Origin of the sequence: Streptomyces sp. NPDC048278, assembly GCF_040652195.1 — a bacterium.
Taxonomy (GTDB): Bacteria; Actinomycetota; Actinomycetes; order Streptomycetales; family Streptomycetaceae; genus Streptomyces.
Window position 1 is genome coordinate 360543 of record NZ_JBEZLP010000002.1, and the last position, 15093, is coordinate 375635.

Sequence of the window (15093 nt, forward strand, 5' to 3'; positions counted from 1 at the left end):
GGACCGTCCGTTATGCGTAGCCGGACCTGCGGGGTCGTTCGCAATCCGGTCACCGGTCCGACTCGTCGAGGGCGCGCAGCACATCGGCCACGAGGTCCTCGGGGTCCTCGGCCCCGACCGAGAGCCGGACGAAGCCGTCCGGCACGTCGTCCCCGCCCCAGCGGCGCCGCCGCTCGGCGGTGGAACGCACCCCGCCGAAGCTCGTCGCATCGTCGACCAGCCGCAGGGACGCGAGAAAGCGCTCGGCTCGCGCGCGCGTGGGCAGCGTGAAGGAGATCACCGAGCCGTAGCGGCGCATCTGCTGCGAGGCGATCTTGTGCGCGGGGTCGTCGGGCAGTCCCGGGTAGCGCAGGGCGGTCACCTCGGGCCGCTCGCGCAGTGCCTCCGCGAGCACCAGTGCGGTCGCGTTCTGCCGGTCCACCCGCAACTGGAGGGTGGCGAGGGAGCGATGGGCCAACCAGGCTTCCATCGGCCCCGAGATCGCCCCGATGATCTTGCGCCAGCGGCGTACGGCGGCCATGGCCGCCGAGTCGCGCCCGGCGACGTACCCCAGCAGGACGTCCCCGTGGCCGGTGAGCTGCTTGGTGCCGCTGGCCATGGAGAAGTCGGCGCCCAGCGCCAGCGGTCGCTGGCCGAGCGGGGTGGCGAGGGTGTTGTCGACGGCGACCAGGGCGCCACGCGCGTGTGCCGCCTCGGCGAGCCGCCGGATGTCGCAGACGTCGAGCCCGGGGTTGCACGGCGACTCGATCAGCAGCAGCTTCGCACCGTCCAGGAGGTCGAGCTGGGCGTCGCCGGCGGTCGGTGCGGTGCGCACCTCGATGCCGTACGCCTCCAGCTGGGCGCGGACCAGCGGCAGCACCTGGTAGCCGTCGGAGGGCAGGACGACCGCATCCCCGGCGCTCAGCTGGGAGAAGAGCACCGCGGCGATCGCCGCCACGCCGGAGGCGAACACCAGCGTCTCGACGCCCGGGTCACCGGGTGCCTCCAACTCGCCGATGGCCCGCTCCAGATGGGTCCAGGTCGGGTTCTCGTCGCGGCCGTAGGCGTACGGGCCGCTCACCTCGCTCGGCAGATGGAAGTGCGCGGCGAAGACCGGCCCGGGCAGAGTCGGCTCGTTCTTGACCGGCTCGGGCAGGCCCGCGCGCACCGCGCGCGTGCCCTCGCCCGTCGTCGCGTCGCTCATGCCGCTGTTCCCTCCGCTTCGGCCCGTACCGCGGTGAGCAGACCCGTGCTCGCCGCCTCCACCATCTCAAGACACTCCTCGAAGCCGTCCAGACCGCCGTAGTACGGATCCGGTACATCGAGGTCGTCGCCTGCCGCAGGGTCGAACGAGCGCAGCAGCCGCACCTTGCGCGCGTCCTCCTCGGTGGGCGCGAGGCGGCGCAGCGCCTTGAGGTGGCCGAAGTCGAGGGCGATCACGAGGTCGAGGCGGGCGAACCAGGACGCCTGGAACCGGCGGGCGGTGTGCTCGCTGTCGTAACCGTGCTCCTCCAGGACGCGGGCGGTGCGCGGGTCGGCGCCGTCGCCCTCGTGCCAGCCGCCGGTGCCGGCGCTGTCGGCCTCCACGCGGTCGTCGAGCCCGGCCTCGGCCACGCGGGCGCGGAAGACGGATGCGGCCATCGGGGAACGGCAGATGTTGCCGGTGCAGACGAAGCAGACGCGGTAGGCCATCGGGTTCTCAGTCCGAGTCGGGAAGGATCATGTTGAGGGCCCAGGACACGATCGAGATGATCAGACCGCCGAGGACGGCCGTCCAGAAGCCCTCCACGTGGAAGCTCAGGTCGAGCTTGTCGCACACCCACGAGGTCAGCAGCAGCATCAGTGCGTTGACCACCAGGGTGATCAGGCCGAGCGTGAGGATGAACAGCGGGAAGGTCAGGATCTTCACGATCGGCTTGACCAGGAAGTTGACCAGGCCGAAGACCAGGGCGACCAGGATCAGCGTCCAGACCTTCTTGGCGGTGCTGTCGCCGGTCAGGGTGATCTTGTCGAGCAGCCATACGGCGACCGCCAGGGCGCCCGCGTTGGCGATCGTCTTGACTACGAAATTCTTCATGTGTCTGATCGTGACAGAAGAGATCGGATGCAAATAGTGAGGCGAGGGCGACAACTGCGATGAAGGCATTCCGGCTGGACGAACTGGAGGCGGAGCGCGCCGCCAACGACGGGGCCTACCTGCAGTTCCTGCGGGAGCGGAACATGTCGGTCGGCCTCTACGCCCTCGACGCGGGCTCGCACGACCCGCAGCAGCCGCACAACCAGGACGAGGTCTACTTCGTCGTCAGCGGCCGTGCCGCGATCACCGTGGGCATGGAGACCACGCAGGTGGCGCGGGGCAGCGTGGTGTACGTGCCGGCCGGGGTGGCCCACAAGTTCCATCACATCAGCGAGGATCTGCGGGTTCTGGTCGTCTTCTCTCCCCCCGAGGCCTGACCCCGGCCTCGGGGTTCCCTAGGGGAAGGGTCAGGGGAGGACAAGGGATCCCGGGCCTCCGTACGCCCCCTTCGCGGCTCTAGCATCGGGTGCAGGACATCGCATCGTGCGGGACGCACGAGACCGTACGTGCCGGAACGCACGAGAAGGCGGAGGACAGGGCAATGCGAGAGATCTTCACGGGTCTGCCGTGGTGGGTGAAGTGGATCGCGGTGCCGGTCATCGCGCTGGTGGTGTTCGGCGGTCTGATCACGGCCGTGATCAGCTGGGTGGTCTTCCTCCTCTTCAAGCTGCTGATCTTCGTGGCGCTGGTCGGCGGCCTGATCTACATCGTGCGGAAGTTCATGTCGAACTCCTCGTCGAAGAGCGACTGGTGAGGACCGCGGGAATCGGTGACCGGTAACAGGAGTCACCGGTTCCCTCGGGCGAGGGAAGTTTCCCGTACGGGCCGACCGGGAGCGTCGGTGGACGGTTAGAGTCGCTGACCCCCTCGCGCTCCGGGAGTGACTCTTGGCCACGCTTGACGCCACCTCCGCACCCACGGAACACCCTCCGCCCCCGACCCGACGCAGTTCCGGCACACCCCCCGTGCAGCGGCCGGCCTCCCCGGCCGTCCCCGCGCAGCCGCATTCGGCCACCCTCATCGGCTCCGTGCAGCGCGCGATGCGCCTGCTGGAGCGCGTCGCCGGACACGAACACGGGGCACCCGCCAAACAACTGGCCCGCGAGACGGGCCTCGCCCTGCCCACCGCCTACCACCTGTTGCGCACCCTGGTCCACGAGGGCTATCTGCGCCGTGACAAGGGGCTGTTCTTCCTCGGTGAGGCGGCGGAGCGGCTGAGCAGCAGCGGGGCGCAGCAGAAACGTCGCAGCGCGGTCGTCGACACCCTTGCCCACTGGCGGGATTCGATCGGTGTCCCGGTGTACTACGCCATGTACCGGGACGGCGAGATCGAGGTCATGAGCATCTCCGACTCCCCGGCCATCCCGGCGGTCGAGGAGTGGGCCGGCTTCCGTGAGACCGGGCACGCGCACGCCGTCGGCCAGTGCCTCCTCTCCCAGCTGGACCAGGACGTCCGCCGCGACCATCTCCGCCGCTATCCCGCGCGGCCCCTCACCCCGTACACGGTCCGTGACGACCAGACACTGCTGCGACGGCTGGAGCGGACGCGGCGGATGGAGCCGGTGGTGGAGCGCCAGGAGTACGCACTGGGGACGGTGTGTGCGGCGATTCCGCTCACCGTCGGCACGACGGCCGCCACGATCGCCATCTCCCTCCCCCTCCACCAGGCCGACCGGCTGCTGCCCGCGGTCCGCCAGTTGCAGGCCGAAGTGGGCCGGCACCTGGGGTCCCTGGCGATCGCTATCAGTATCTGAAAACTCACTCCTTGTGATCTCCCGTGTACTTTCAGCAAGATTTGACCACCATCAAAGGGATAAAACCCGGCCAGTCGGTGTCATATGACGGGGTAGGCATGCGCGAGTCCGTACAAGCAGAAGTCATGATGAGCTTTCTCGTCTCGGAGGAGCTCTCCTTCCGCATCCCCGTGGAGTTGCGCTACGAGACCTGTGATCCCTATGCCGTCCGGCTCACCTTCCATCTGCCCGGGGACGCCCCGGTGACCTGGGCCTTCGGCCGGGAGCTGCTGATCGACGGGGTGGGGAGGCCGTGCGGGGAGGGTGATGTGCACATCGCGCCCGCCGATTCCGAGGTGCTGGGAGAGGTGCTGATCCGGCTTCAGGTCGGCGGCGACCAGGCGGTGTTCCGGTCTTCCGCGCCCCCGCTGGTGGCCTTCCTCGACCGCACGGACAAGCTGGTGCCGCTCGGCCAGGAGGGCTCGCTCGCCGACTTCGACGCACACCTCGACGACGCCTTGGACCGCATCCTGGCCGAGGAGCCGAGCGCCGGCTGAAGCGTCACGGCACGGAGCCGCGCGCCGCTCGGCCGGGCCGTGTGAGGAAGCGCAGGAACGCTTCTGCGCTTCCGTGTGCGGCCTCCTGCCGGAACGCTGTTCCGCCCGTACACCGTCCGCGCCCCCACCTCGTGGACGGCCTTCTCCCGGGCCGTCCACCGCGCCTCACCGCTTGCGGCGCCGCCCTCGCCCGCCGCGCGCCGCGGCAGACGCGGCCGGTGCGGCCTCCACAGGCGCGGGCGTCCCGGTGCCCGGCCGGTCGGCCGAGACCACCAGGGCCGCGAGCAGCGTGGTGACCGGAACCGAGGCGACCAGGCCGATCGAGCCGACCAGGGTGCGCACGATCTCCTCGGCCACCAGCTCGCTGTTGGCGACCGTGGCCACACTGCTCTGCGCGATCGAGAAGAGCAGCAGCAGGGGCAGGGCGGCGCCCGCGTAGGCCAGCACGAGGGTGTTGACGACGGAGGCGATGTGGTCGCGGCCGATGCGGATGCCCGCCCGGTACAGCCCGCGCCAGCCCATCGTCGGGTTGGCCTCGTGCAGTTCCCAGACGGCCGAGGTCTGGGTCACCGTCACGTCGTCCAGGACGCCCAGCGAACCGATGATGACACCGGCGAGCAGCAGGCCGCTCATGTCGATCGAGGGGTACAGGCCGTGGATCAGGCCGGTGTTGTCGTCGGTGTTGCCGGTGAGCGCCGCCCAGTCGATGAACTCCGAGCCGAGCAGACCGATCAGGCACAGGGAGACCAGCGTGCCGAGCACCGCCACCGAGGTCCGGGCCGACAGCCCATGGCAGATGTACAGGGCGATCAGCATGATGGCGCTCGACCCGACCACCGCCATCAGCAGCGGATTCGAACCCTGCAGGATCCCCGGCAGGATGAACATGGTCAGCACCAGGAAGCTGACGGCCAGCGCGACCAGCGCCATCACACCGCGCAGCCGCCCCACCACCACGACGGCGAGCGCGAAGATCCCGGCCAGCAGGGCCATCGGGAACTTCCGGTTCACGTCGGTGACCGAGTACTGCAGGTCCCTGGGCGCGGAGGGCTCGTACGCGGCCACGACCTGCTCGCCCTCGTGCAGCTGCCGCGACTGGTCGGGCTGCACGATCTCGGTGAAGGTACGGCCCTTGTCCTTGCCGGTGTCGACCCGGACCGTGGCCTTCTTGCAGGTGCTGTCCTCCTCCTTCGAGGACGTGCCGTCGGCGGTGGAGGTGTCGCCGGTCGAGCCGCCTCCGGAGGCGTTGACCGACTTGCAGCTGACCGAGACGACCTTGGTGACCGTCGCCGCCTGCGTCTGGCGGTCGAAGCCGACGCCGGTGCGTTCGTGGGGCGGGGCGCCGCCGGGCCACAGCACCACCAGACCGACCACGACCGCCGCGGTGAAGGGGATGAGGATCGCCGCGATGACCTTGCGCAGATGCTTGGAGACGGGTGCGGCGGGGCCGTGGCTGTGGCTGTGCCCGTGCGAGTGGCCGTGACCGCCGCCGGGCCCGGAGCCGCCCTGGTCGGGGCCGGGAGCGGGCGAGTGGCCCTGGGCCTGGCCGTGGCCCCCGTTGCCCTGGGCCTCGTCGTGGCCGTGGGCATGGCCGTTGTCGTGATGGTGGGCGTGGCTGAGAGCCTGCCCGCGGTCGTACTGCTCGCCCTGCCCATGGATGTGTCCGTCACCGGCACCACGGCCCCCGTGGCCGGGTCCGCCGCCCTGCGGGGCGCCGTTGCCGCGCCGCGGGTCCGGGGGCGGATAGGGGTGCTGCTGTGTCGAGGTCACCGCCCGATCATCGCAAGAACGGCAGGGGCCCTCTGTTCACCGCGCCCGAATTGACGCTAGCGTGGAGGCACCTTTGCACACGCGGGAGCTCGGAGCACCGGGCTGAGAGGGCGCTGACCTCCGTATTCGCGATGTTTCACGTGGAACGAGTGATGTTTCACATGGAACGCCGCCCGACGGAAGCCGCTGCGTCGACCGCCGAACCTGTTACCGGGTAATGCCGGCGTAGGGAGTAGGTCTCATGACCAACAAGGACGTACGCACGCCTGCCTTCAGCCAGGACGAACAGCCCATTGCGGGCGAAAAGTCACCAGAGGCCGGGAAGTCCATCGGCTGGCACAAGGGGTATGTCGAGGGCTCTCGCCCCGACCTGCGGGTGCCGGTCCGTCAGGTGCACCTCACCAACGGGCAGTCGGTCACGCTCTACGACACCTCGGGCCCGTACACCGATCCGCTCGTCGAGACCGACGTCCGCCGGGGTCTGTCGCCGCTGCGGGAGAACTGGATCGTCGCCCGGGGCGACACCGAGGAGTACGCGGGCCGGCCCGTCCGTCCCGAGGACGACGGAATCAAGCACACCTCGCCGCGCGGTGGCCTGCGCAACCTGGACGCGGTCTTCCCGGGCCGCCCGCGCCAGCCGCGCCGCAGCCGGGGAGGCGAGGCGGTGACGCAGCTCGCCTACGCCCGCCGGGGCGAGATCACCCCGGAGATGGAGTACGTGGCCATCCGCGAGAACGTTTCTCCCGAGGTGGTCCGCGAGGAGATCGCGGCGGGCAGGGCCGTACTGCCCGCCAACGTCAACCACCCGGAGATCGAGCCGATGATCATCGGTAAGCGGTTCCTGGTGAAGGTCAACGCCAACATCGGCAACTCCGCGGTCACTTCCTCCATCGAGGAGGAGGTCGAGAAGATGACCTGGGCGACCCGCTGGGGCGCTGACACCGTCATGGACCTCTCCACCGGCCGCAACATCCACACCACCCGCGAGTGGGTGCTGCGCAACTCCCCCGTCCCCATCGGCACGGTGCCGCTCTACCAGGCGCTGGAGAAGGTCGACGGCAGGGCCGAGGAACTGACCTGGGAGATCTACAAGGACACGGTGATCGAACAGGCCGAGCAGGGCGTGGACTACATGACCGTCCACGCGGGCGTGCGCCTGCCGTACGTGCCGCTCACCGCCAACCGCAAGACCGGCATCGTCTCGCGCGGCGGCTCGATCATGGCGGCCTGGTGCCTCGCGCACCACAAGGAATCGTTCCTGTACGAGAACTTCGAGGAACTCTGCGAGATCCTCGCCGCCTACGACGTCACCTACTCACTGGGCGACGGGCTGCGCCCCGGCTCCATCGCGGACGCCAACGACGAGGCCCAGTTCGCGGAACTGCGCACGCTCGGGGAACTCAACCGGATCGCCAGGCGTTTCCACGTACAGACGATGATCGAAGGCCCGGGCCATGTCCCGATGCACAAGATCAAGGAGAACATCGACCTTCAGCAGGAGATCTGCGATGAAGCTCCGTTCTATACCCTCGGCCCGCTGACCACGGACGTCGCGCCGGCGTACGACCACATCACCTCCGGCATCGGCGCCGCGATGATCGCCTGGTGGGGCACGGCGATGCTCTGCTACGTCACGCCGAAGGAGCACCTGGGCCTGCCCAACCGGGACGACGTCAAGACCGGCGTCATCACCTACAAGATCGCGGCCCACGCGGCCGACCTCGCCAAGGGTCACCCGGGCGCGCAGGAGTGGGACGACGCGCTGTCCGACGCCCGCTTCGAGTTCCGGTGGGAGGACCAGTTCAACCTCGCCCTGGACCCGGACACGGCCCGCGAGTTCCACGACGAGACGCTTCCGGCGGAGCCGGCGAAGACGGCCCACTTCTGCTCCATGTGCGGGCCGAAGTTCTGCTCGATGAAGATCTCCCAGGACATCCGTCGCGAACACGGTGGGAGCCAGGCCGAGGTCGAGGCGGGGATGGCGCAGAAGTCGAAGGAGTTCGCGGCGGCGGGGAACCGGGTGTATCTGCCGATCGCGGACTGACGGCGGAATCGGGAGCGTGCCGGAGCCCTGGGAAGCGCGGTGTCCGGCGGCTTCCCCGACACGGTCTCGTGGACCGGGTGTCCGGCCTGCGCCCCCTCGGCGGGGGCGCAAGCCGGGCTATTCCGGCAGGTGTTCCGGGCCTCCGAAGTCCGGGCTGGTGTAGTCCGGGCTGGTGAAGCTCGGGCGGGGGGCGGGTGCGGCGCCGTCGTCGGTGCTGAAGCCGGGGCGGTCGTAGCCGAGACGCGGCATCCGGCCCACTGGGCCCGAGGGGGCGGTGCGGCGCAGTCCGGCCGTGCCGGAGTCCGCGGCCAGCGCCTCCCGCAGGAAAGGCAGGATGCCACGCTCCAGCAGGGCGTCCCGCCAGGCCTCCCGGGCCCTGGCCACCTCCCCGTCGGGTTCGCCGTAGGCTCCGGCCTCCAGTGAGGGGCTGTTGCGCAGTGCGGTGAGCAGCAGCCCCACGCCGGCCATGATGATGGCAGCCGCGGTCACGACGCCGAACACCCAGCCCGCGGTGAGCATGGTCTGGGCGAACGCCGGGGCCGGGTCCAGCATCTTCAGGACGTAGCCGACGAGCAGGAAGATCGCCGCGGCGGTGCCGGCGAGCACCGGCGCCAGGACCAGGGCGAGGGCGAAGCCCCCGGCACCGGTGGTCTCGGCGGCCTCGCCGATGGTGGTGGCGAGCCCCAGCGCACCGCCCGGGCCCGGTTCCGCGGAACCGGAGTCCTGGACGGCGGCCGGGGTGGACCGCGCGGGATTGCGCAGTTCCTCGCGGACCTTCACATAGTGCTGGTACTCGGTCGCCGCAGCCGCCGTGATCAGTGCGGTGGCGTTGAGCGCCATGGTGCGCAGCTGTTCGGTGTTCAGATGCTGGCCTATACCGGCCAGTTCGGAACGGTAAGGGGCGGAGCGCAGCGCCTCGTCGAGGATCCGCTCGTATTCCTGGCGGTCCTCGCTGTGCAGGTGCTGCGGAACGCTGTTCATGTGCATCCCCCGATGCTCCGTAGGGCTGGTGGCTCGCACGCCGGCGAGCCGTCGGGCAGAAACGGAGGGGAGCCTGCTACGGATAAACCGATGGTAGAGCCGTTACGGCACGCGGTGACAGGGGGTTGCCGGAAATTGGGGGTGGCCCGTGTGTGACGTCGGGGGGATGAAACTGCCCGCCTGACGCTCAGGCGTTCAGCGGGAGTTGCCTCACCAGCAGCTTTCCGGCCATGGTCACGCCGCCGTCCATGGCGATGGCGAGTCCGTCGGCGTAGACGTGCGGTCCCTCCACAACGGGGCCGCTGCCCTCTTCGCCCTCCTCGGAGCCGACTTCGCCCAGCAGATAGGGAATCGGGCTGTGTCCGTGAACGATACGGGTACCGCCGTACGTATCGAGGAGGGAACGGACGGCGTCTGCACCCCCCTCGTCGCGGAAGGAGAAGCGCTTGGTGAACTTGCGGAAGAGATCCCACACCTCGTCCGCGTCATTGCGCGTGATGGTCTCGCGGACCGTGTCGTTGACCGCCTCGATCGAGTCGCCGTAGTCGAGGTAGGCGGTGGTGTCGGAGTGGACCAGCAGGTACCCGTCGACCTCCTCGACGGCGTCCAGCCGGGCCATCCACTGGAGGTGGTGGTCCTGGAGCCGGTCCATGTCGGTCTTCTGGCCGCCGTTGAGCAGCCAGGCCGCCTGGAAGGTGGCGGTGCCCGCGCCGGAGTTGACCGGTGTGTCGCCGAACCGCTTGGCGCCGAGCAGCAGCAGCTCGTGGTTGCCCATGAGGGCCTTGCAGTAGCCGCCGGCCGCCGCCGCCTCGGCGGACAGCCGCATCACCAGGTCGATGACGCCGATACCGTCCGGACCCCGGTCGGTGAAGTCGCCGAGGAACCAGAGCCGGGCGACGCCCGCGCACCAGTGCCCGTCCGCGTCGATCAGGCCCTGCTCCCGCAGCGCGGCGAGCAGTTCGTCGAAGTAGCCGTGCACGTCACCGACGACGTACAGCGGGCCGGGCTCGTCCGCGGGCTGCGCGGTCGCGGCGGCGGCCGGTTCGACGGACGTCTGGAGCGTGTCGCCGCGGTTGATGACCGGCAGGTCGCGCTGGGTGGGCGTGTACCCGTCCGGATACCCCTCGGGGTACATGTCGTCGAGCGGTGGGACGACGTCACCGGGGTGGCTGCTGGCGGCGTACGGACCGGTCTCGTTGACGTACCCGGGCACCCGGAAGTCGCGCAACGTCGCCGTCCGCTCCGCCTCGGGTCCCTGACCGGCCCCCTGAGTCATCAGACCCCTCCACCATCGCGCCGCATCTGCACCGCTTCGGACTGCCTGGTCGCAGCGGCCCGCGGTGTCGTGGGCCCATCATAGGAATGCCCGTCGCGCCGTGTGATGACCCAGGGGTGGTGAATCCGGGCAGGACTCCAGTTCAGCGTGGCTTTCGCCCCGGTTGGGCAGGGGTTCGACCACCCGCCGACCGGCTGCCGGCCGCCGTCCGAGGACGCCCGGCGGCCGTGCCGCCCCGATCTCCGCGTGTCCGTGCTACTCCTCCTCCGGTGCCCGCGGCGGGCTGACCGTGGTGCGCTGCGCGCGTCGCTGGGAGGAGGTACGCACGATCAGTTCGGTCGGTATCACCTGCTCGACCGGCTGGTCCGACTCGACCCCCTCGATCGCGTCGATGAGCAGCTGCACCACCGCCGTGCCGATGCGGCGCGGCTTCAGGGAGAGCGTGGTGATGGGCGGCTCGGTGTTGGCGTACACGGTCGACTCGCTGCAGCACACCAGGAGCAGGTCGTCGGGGACGCGCAGTCCGTAGCGGCGGGCGGCGGCGAGCAGGTCGGTGCCGTTGGGGTCGAACAGTCCGTAGACGGCGTCGGGGCGGTCCGGCCGGGCCAGCAGCCGGTCGGCGGCGACGGCGCCCGCGCACGGGTCGTGGGCCGGGTAGGCCTCGTAGACCGGGTCCTGGCCGACCCGCTCGCACCAGCGCAGGTAGGCGGTGGTCGACAGGTGCGTGTACGTGTCCGTCGTGGTGCCGGTGAGCAGGCCGATGCGGCGGGCGCCGGCGTCGGCGAGGTGGTCGAGGATGCCGAGGACGGCGGCCTCGTGGTCGTTGTCCACCCAGGCGGTGACCGGGAGCGAGCCGGCCGGGCGGCCGTCGGAGACCACCGGCAGGCCCTGCCGGACCAGTTCGCTGACCACCGGGTCCTGGTCGGAGGGGTCGATGACGACCGTGCCGTCCAGGGCGACGTTCGACCACACGTCGTGGCGCGAGGTCGCGGGCAGGATCACCAGGGCGTAGCCACGGGCGAGCGCGGCCGAGGTGGCGGCCCGCGCCATCTCGGCGAAGTACGCGAACTCGGTGAAGGTGAAAGGTTCATCCCCGTACGTCGTCACGGTCAGGCCGATGAGTCCCGACTTCCCGGTACGGAGGGTGCGGGCGGCGGCCGAGGGGCGGTACCCCAGCCGGTCGGCGACCTCTCTGACGTGGCGCCGGGTGGCATCCGGGAGCCGCCCCTTGCCGTTCAGGGCGTCGGAGACGGTCGTGATGGAGACTCCGGCGGCGGCGGCCACGTCTCTGATGCCCGCCCGGCCCGGCCGGCTGCCTCGCCGAGAGGTTTCCGCGCGGCTCACCTGGTGCTTCCCTGCTGCTGTCATGGCGAGCCGATAGTAGGGCTCATGCGGTGGGGTAGTGCGGACGCATATGCACGCGTTGACAGGCACGTTTCTGCAAGGTCAAACAGGGTCAACTTCCTTAGAAAGAAAGTCAGTTGAACGATCCAATAGGGAGACGTGACTTGTCGGCACGGATGGGCCTGCCAAGTGCCCGATGTCTCGAAGAGGTCTCAACTCACCTGCACGGGTGATGCGCGCCACGGCGTGAGCCACCGGCGCGTAGATATATGTAGGGCGCGCCCCCGATAAATGCGCCTTCGTACGGTGATGCCCGTGATGCCAGTGGGACGGACGGGGTTCGCCGGTCCGGTGCTGCACCGGAACTTCCGCAGTACTCGGCGGCGCCGAATCCTCATAAGGTGAGCAGTATTGGATGCCGGCGGCGCGGACGGTCCGCCGGTGGTCGCGAGGAGGACTGCGGTGAGCGAGACGAGCCCCAAGCTGCGCGCCGAGCTGGAGGGTATCCCCACCTACAAGCCGGGCAAGCCGGCCGCGGCCGGCGGCCCGGTCGCGTACAAGCTCTCCTCCAACGAGAACCCGTACCCCCCGCTGCCCGGCGTGATGGAGTCCGTCACCGCGGCGGCCTCCTCCTTCAACCGCTACCCGGACCTGGCGTGCACCGGGCTGGTGAACGAGCTCTCGGACCGCTTCGGCGTCCCGCTCGGGCACCTGGCCACCGGCACCGGGTCGGTCGGTGTCGCCCAGCAGTTGATCCAGGCGACCAGTGGGCCGGGCGACGAGGTGATCTACGCGTGGCGGTCCTTCGAGGCTTATCCGATCATCACGCAGATCAGTGGCGCCCGGTCGGTCCAGGTGCCGCTCACCCCCGGCGATGTGCACGACCTGGACGCGATGGCCGACGCGATCACCGACCGCACCCGCCTGATCTTCGTCTGCAACCCCAACAACCCGACCGGTACGGTCGTGAAGCGGGCCGAACTGGAGCGGTTCCTTGACCGGGTGCCGGGCGACGTGCTGGTGGTCCTGGACGAGGCCTACCGGGAGTTCATCCGCGACCCCGAGGTGCCCGACGGCGTGCAGATCTACCGTGAGCGGCCGAACGTCTGCGTGCTGCGGACCTTCTCCAAGGCGTACGGCCTCGCCGGGCTGCGCGTCGGCTTCGCGATCGCGCACGAGCCGGTGGCGGCGGCGCTGCGCAAGACGGCGGTTCCCTTCGGTGTGAGCCAGCTCGCCCAGGAGGCGGCGATCGCCTCGCTGCGGGCCGAGGACGAGCTGCTGGGCCGGGTCGGCTCGCTGGTGTGCGAGCGGCAGCGCGTGGTCGAGTCGCTGCGCGGGCAGGGCTGGACGGTGCCCGAGACCCAGGCCAACTTCGTGTGGCTGCGGCTGGGGGAGCGCACGACCGGCTTCGCGCAGCTCTGCGAGGAGCACGGCGTGGTCGTCCGGCCGTTCCCGGGCGAGGGGGCGCGGGTGACGATCGGAGAGACCGAGGCGAACGACATCTTCCTGAAGGTGACGGAGGCGTTCCGCAAGGAGCTGTAGCGTCCGCGGGGCCGCGGCGGGGCACCCCGCGGTCCGGCGGTGTGGGGTGTGCGGGGTCGCACGGCCGGAACGAGGGCCGAGCGGCCCCGTTCGCATGCTCCGGTGGGGCCGGAAGGCTCAAGTGCGACCCCCCTTCGATGTTCGAGAGTGAGTGCGCCATAATGGCTTGTGAATGTGAATGCATTCACAAGCGCGTCCCGTTTGTTCCGTGATGTACGCGACAAAGGGGGCGAAGTGCCGCTGTACCACGGCGACGTAAGGAGACTGACGACGTGTACCTGGCTCTGGCGCCGGAGACACTGGCGCGCTGGCAGTTCGGCATCACCACCGTCTACCACTTCCTGTTCGTCCCGCTGACGATCTCGCTGGCCGCCCTCACGGCCGGCCTGCAGACCGCCTGGGTGCGCACGGAGAAGGAGAAGTACCTCAGGGCGACCAAGTTCTGGGGCAAGCTCTTCCTGATCAACATCGCGATGGGTGTGGTCACCGGCATCGTGCAGGAGTTCCAGTTCGGCATGAACTGGTCCGACTACTCGCGGTTCGTCGGTGACATCTTCGGTGCTCCGCTCGCCTTCGAGGCGCTGATCGCCTTCTTCTTCGAGTCCACCTTCATCGGGCTGTGGATCTTCGGCTGGGACAAGCTGCCCAAGAAGATCCACCTGGCCTGCATATGGATGGTCTCCATCGGCACGATCCTGTCCGCGTACTTCATCCTCGCGGCCAACTCGTGGATGCAGCACCCTGTCGGCTACAAGATCAACAAGGCGAAGGGGCGGGCCGAACTCACCGACTTCTGGGCCGTCCTCACCCAGAACACCGCGCTGGCCCAGGCCTTCCACACGCTGAGCGCCTGCTTCCTCACCGGCGGCGCGTTCATGGTCGGCATCGCCGCCTTCCACCTGTTCCGCAAGAAGCACATCGGCGTGATGAAGACCTCGCTGCGCCTCGGCTTGATCACCGTGGTCATCGGCGGTCTGCTCACCGCGGTCAGCGGCGACACCCTCGGCAAGGTCATGTTCAAGCAGCAGCCGATGAAGATGGCCGCCGCCGAAGCCCTGTGGGACGGCCAGAAATCGGCGCCGTTCTCGATCTTCGCCTACGGCGACGTGAGCAAGGGCCACAACACCGTGGAACTCTCCGTCCCGGGCGTGCTGTCGTTCCTCGCCGACGACGACTTCAACTCGTACGTGCCCGGCATCAACGACACCAACAAGGCCGAGCAGCAGAAGTACGGCGCCGGCGACTACCGGCCCATCGTCCCGGTCACCTTCTGGGCGTTCCGCTGGATGATCGGCTTCGGCATGGCCTCCTTCGCCATCGGCCTGGCCGGACTCTGGCTGACCCGCAAGAAGTTCATGCTGCCCCAGCACCTGCGGGTCGGTGAGGACGAGGTGCCGAACCTGGTCCTCTTCAGGAACAAGGCCCTCAGCCCCAAGCTCGGCAGGCTCTACTGGCTGGTGGCGATCTGGACGCTGGGCTTCCCGCTGATAGCCAACTCCTGGGGCTGGATCTTCACCGAGATGGGCCGCCAGCCCTGGGTCGTCTACGGCGTCCTCCAGACCCGCGACGCGGTCTCCCCCGGTGTCTCCCAGACCGAGATCCTCATCTCGATGATCACCTTCACCGCGCTCTACGCCGTCCTCGCCGTCGTCGAGGTCAAGCTGCTCGTGAAGTACGTGAAGGCGGGCCCGCCCGAGCTCACCGAGGACGACCTCAACCCGCCCACGAAGATCGGCGGCGAGGCCCGTGACGCCGACAAGCCGATGGCCTTCTCGTACTAGGCCGAGGGA

At 69.4% G+C, this 15093-nt stretch carries 14 protein-coding genes and 1 riboswitch; of the genes, 7 read left to right on the forward strand and 7 right to left on the reverse strand.

What is annotated here, in order from left to right:
• Positions 1 to 49 precede the first annotated feature (49 nt).
• From AB0D74_RS05160 to AB0D74_RS05170, 3 genes are read right to left on the reverse strand one after another with little or no spacing between them, the layout of a single operon-like run.
• Positions 50 to 1183 (reverse strand): cystathionine gamma-lyase, encoded by a 1134-nt coding sequence (locus tag AB0D74_RS05160; RefSeq protein WP_362580706.1) that lies wholly within the window; start codon positions 1181 to 1183, stop codon positions 50 to 52.
• A complete protein-coding gene (locus AB0D74_RS05165) occupies positions 1180 to 1671 on the reverse strand; it encodes a low molecular weight protein-tyrosine-phosphatase (RefSeq protein ID WP_362580708.1) in 492 nt (163 codons plus the stop codon). The genes AB0D74_RS05160 and AB0D74_RS05165 overlap by 4 nt, the downstream gene beginning before the upstream one ends.
• Positions 1672 to 1678: 7 nt before the next feature.
• The gene (locus tag AB0D74_RS05170) at positions 1679 to 2056 is read right to left on the reverse strand and encodes a phage holin family protein (protein WP_362559478.1); all 378 of its coding nucleotides are present in this window, start codon (positions 2054 to 2056) and stop codon (positions 1679 to 1681) included.
• 59 nt (positions 2057 to 2115) lie between these two features.
• On the opposite strand from AB0D74_RS05170, the gene AB0D74_RS05175 reads away from it, so the two are divergent.
• The 4 genes from AB0D74_RS05175 (at position 2116) to AB0D74_RS05190 (ending at position 4346) form a co-directional block, all read left to right on the forward strand.
• Positions 2116 to 2433 (forward strand): cupin domain-containing protein, encoded by a 318-nt coding sequence (locus AB0D74_RS05175; RefSeq protein ID WP_089100494.1) that lies wholly within the window; start codon positions 2116 to 2118, stop codon positions 2431 to 2433.
• A gap of 164 nt (positions 2434 to 2597) precedes the next feature.
• Positions 2598 to 2810 carry a DUF5326 family protein gene (locus tag AB0D74_RS05180; protein WP_089100495.1) on the forward strand — a complete coding sequence of 71 codons (213 nt, stop codon included), beginning with the start codon at positions 2598 to 2600 and terminating at the stop codon, positions 2808 to 2810.
• Between the two features lie 211 nt (positions 2811 to 3021).
• Positions 3022 to 3810, forward strand: coding sequence for a helix-turn-helix domain-containing protein (locus AB0D74_RS05185; protein WP_362581005.1), 789 nt, complete (start codon positions 3022 to 3024; stop codon positions 3808 to 3810).
• 98 nt (positions 3811 to 3908) lie between these two features.
• Positions 3909 to 4346, forward strand: coding sequence for an SsgA family sporulation/cell division regulator (locus AB0D74_RS05190; RefSeq protein WP_362580710.1), 438 nt, complete (start codon positions 3909 to 3911; stop codon positions 4344 to 4346).
• Positions 4347 to 4511: 165 nt separating this feature from the next.
• Here AB0D74_RS05190 and AB0D74_RS05195 read toward each other — a convergent pair whose 3' ends face one another.
• Positions 4512 to 6116 carry a YibE/F family protein gene (locus AB0D74_RS05195; RefSeq protein WP_362580711.1) on the reverse strand — a complete coding sequence of 535 codons (1605 nt, stop codon included), beginning with the start codon at positions 6114 to 6116 and terminating at the stop codon, positions 4512 to 4514.
• Between the two features lie 71 nt (positions 6117 to 6187).
• Positions 6188 to 6365, forward strand: a riboswitch (TPP riboswitch).
• Here AB0D74_RS05195 and thiC point away from each other — a divergent pair.
• On the forward strand, positions 6358 to 8160 hold the full coding sequence (thiC, locus tag AB0D74_RS05200) for a phosphomethylpyrimidine synthase ThiC (protein WP_362580713.1): 1803 nt from the start codon (positions 6358 to 6360) through the stop codon (positions 8158 to 8160). (Overlaps the previous riboswitch by 8 nt.)
• 117 nt (positions 8161 to 8277) lie before the next feature.
• On the opposite strand, the gene AB0D74_RS05205 is transcribed toward thiC, so the two are convergent.
• From AB0D74_RS05205 to AB0D74_RS05215, 3 genes are all read right to left on the reverse strand, one after another.
• A complete protein-coding gene (locus tag AB0D74_RS05205) occupies positions 8278 to 9147 on the reverse strand; it encodes a hypothetical protein (RefSeq protein WP_362580715.1) in 870 nt (289 codons plus the stop codon).
• 181 nt (positions 9148 to 9328) lie between these two features.
• Positions 9329 to 10417 carry a metallophosphoesterase gene (locus tag AB0D74_RS05210; RefSeq protein ID WP_362580717.1) on the reverse strand — a complete coding sequence of 363 codons (1089 nt, stop codon included), beginning with the start codon at positions 10415 to 10417 and terminating at the stop codon, positions 9329 to 9331.
• 255 nt (positions 10418 to 10672) lie between these two features.
• Positions 10673 to 11785: a LacI family DNA-binding transcriptional regulator gene (locus tag AB0D74_RS05215; RefSeq protein ID WP_362580719.1), complete on the reverse strand. Its 1113-nt coding sequence runs from the start codon at positions 11783 to 11785 to the stop codon at positions 10673 to 10675.
• A 438-nt stretch (positions 11786 to 12223) separates the two neighbouring features.
• Here AB0D74_RS05215 and hisC point away from each other — a divergent pair, with 438 nt between their 5' ends.
• Complete coding sequence (hisC, locus tag AB0D74_RS05220; RefSeq protein WP_362580721.1) at positions 12224 to 13303, forward strand: histidinol-phosphate transaminase; 1080 nt, start codon at positions 12224 to 12226, stop codon at positions 13301 to 13303.
• A gap of 272 nt (positions 13304 to 13575) precedes the next feature.
• The gene (locus AB0D74_RS05225) at positions 13576 to 15084 is read left to right on the forward strand and encodes a cytochrome ubiquinol oxidase subunit I (RefSeq protein WP_362580723.1); all 1509 of its coding nucleotides are present in this window, start codon (positions 13576 to 13578) and stop codon (positions 15082 to 15084) included.
• The last annotated feature ends 9 nt before the right edge of the window (positions 15085 to 15093 follow it).

What these genes read in the sequence shown, in the direction of transcription:
- thiC (WP_362580713.1), top strand. Translation starts at nt 6,358, where the DNA reads ATGACCAACAAGGACGTACGCACGCCTGCCTTCAGCCAGGACGAACAG.
- AB0D74_RS05180 (WP_089100495.1), top strand. Translation starts at nt 2,598, where the DNA reads ATGCGAGAGATCTTCACGGGTCTGCCGTGGTGGGTGAAGTGGATCGCG.
- AB0D74_RS05165 (WP_362580708.1), bottom strand. Translation starts at nt 1,671, where the DNA reads ATGGCCTACCGCGTCTGCTTCGTCTGCACCGGCAACATCTGCCGTTCC.
- AB0D74_RS05215 (WP_362580719.1), bottom strand. Translation starts at nt 11,785, where the DNA reads ATGACAGCAGCAGGGAAGCACCAGGTGAGCCGCGCGGAAACCTCTCGG.
- AB0D74_RS05175 (WP_089100494.1), top strand. Translation starts at nt 2,116, where the DNA reads ATGAAGGCATTCCGGCTGGACGAACTGGAGGCGGAGCGCGCCGCCAAC.
- AB0D74_RS05170 (WP_362559478.1), bottom strand. Translation starts at nt 2,056, where the DNA reads ATGAAGAATTTCGTAGTCAAGACGATCGCCAACGCGGGCGCCCTGGCG.
- AB0D74_RS05160 (WP_362580706.1), bottom strand. Translation starts at nt 1,183, where the DNA reads ATGAGCGACGCGACGACGGGCGAGGGCACGCGCGCGGTGCGCGCGGGC.
- AB0D74_RS05205 (WP_362580715.1), bottom strand. Translation starts at nt 9,147, where the DNA reads ATGCACATGAACAGCGTTCCGCAGCACCTGCACAGCGAGGACCGCCAG.
- AB0D74_RS05210 (WP_362580717.1), bottom strand. Translation starts at nt 10,417, where the DNA reads ATGACTCAGGGGGCCGGTCAGGGACCCGAGGCGGAGCGGACGGCGACG.
- AB0D74_RS05190 (WP_362580710.1), top strand. Translation starts at nt 3,909, where the DNA reads ATGCGCGAGTCCGTACAAGCAGAAGTCATGATGAGCTTTCTCGTCTCG.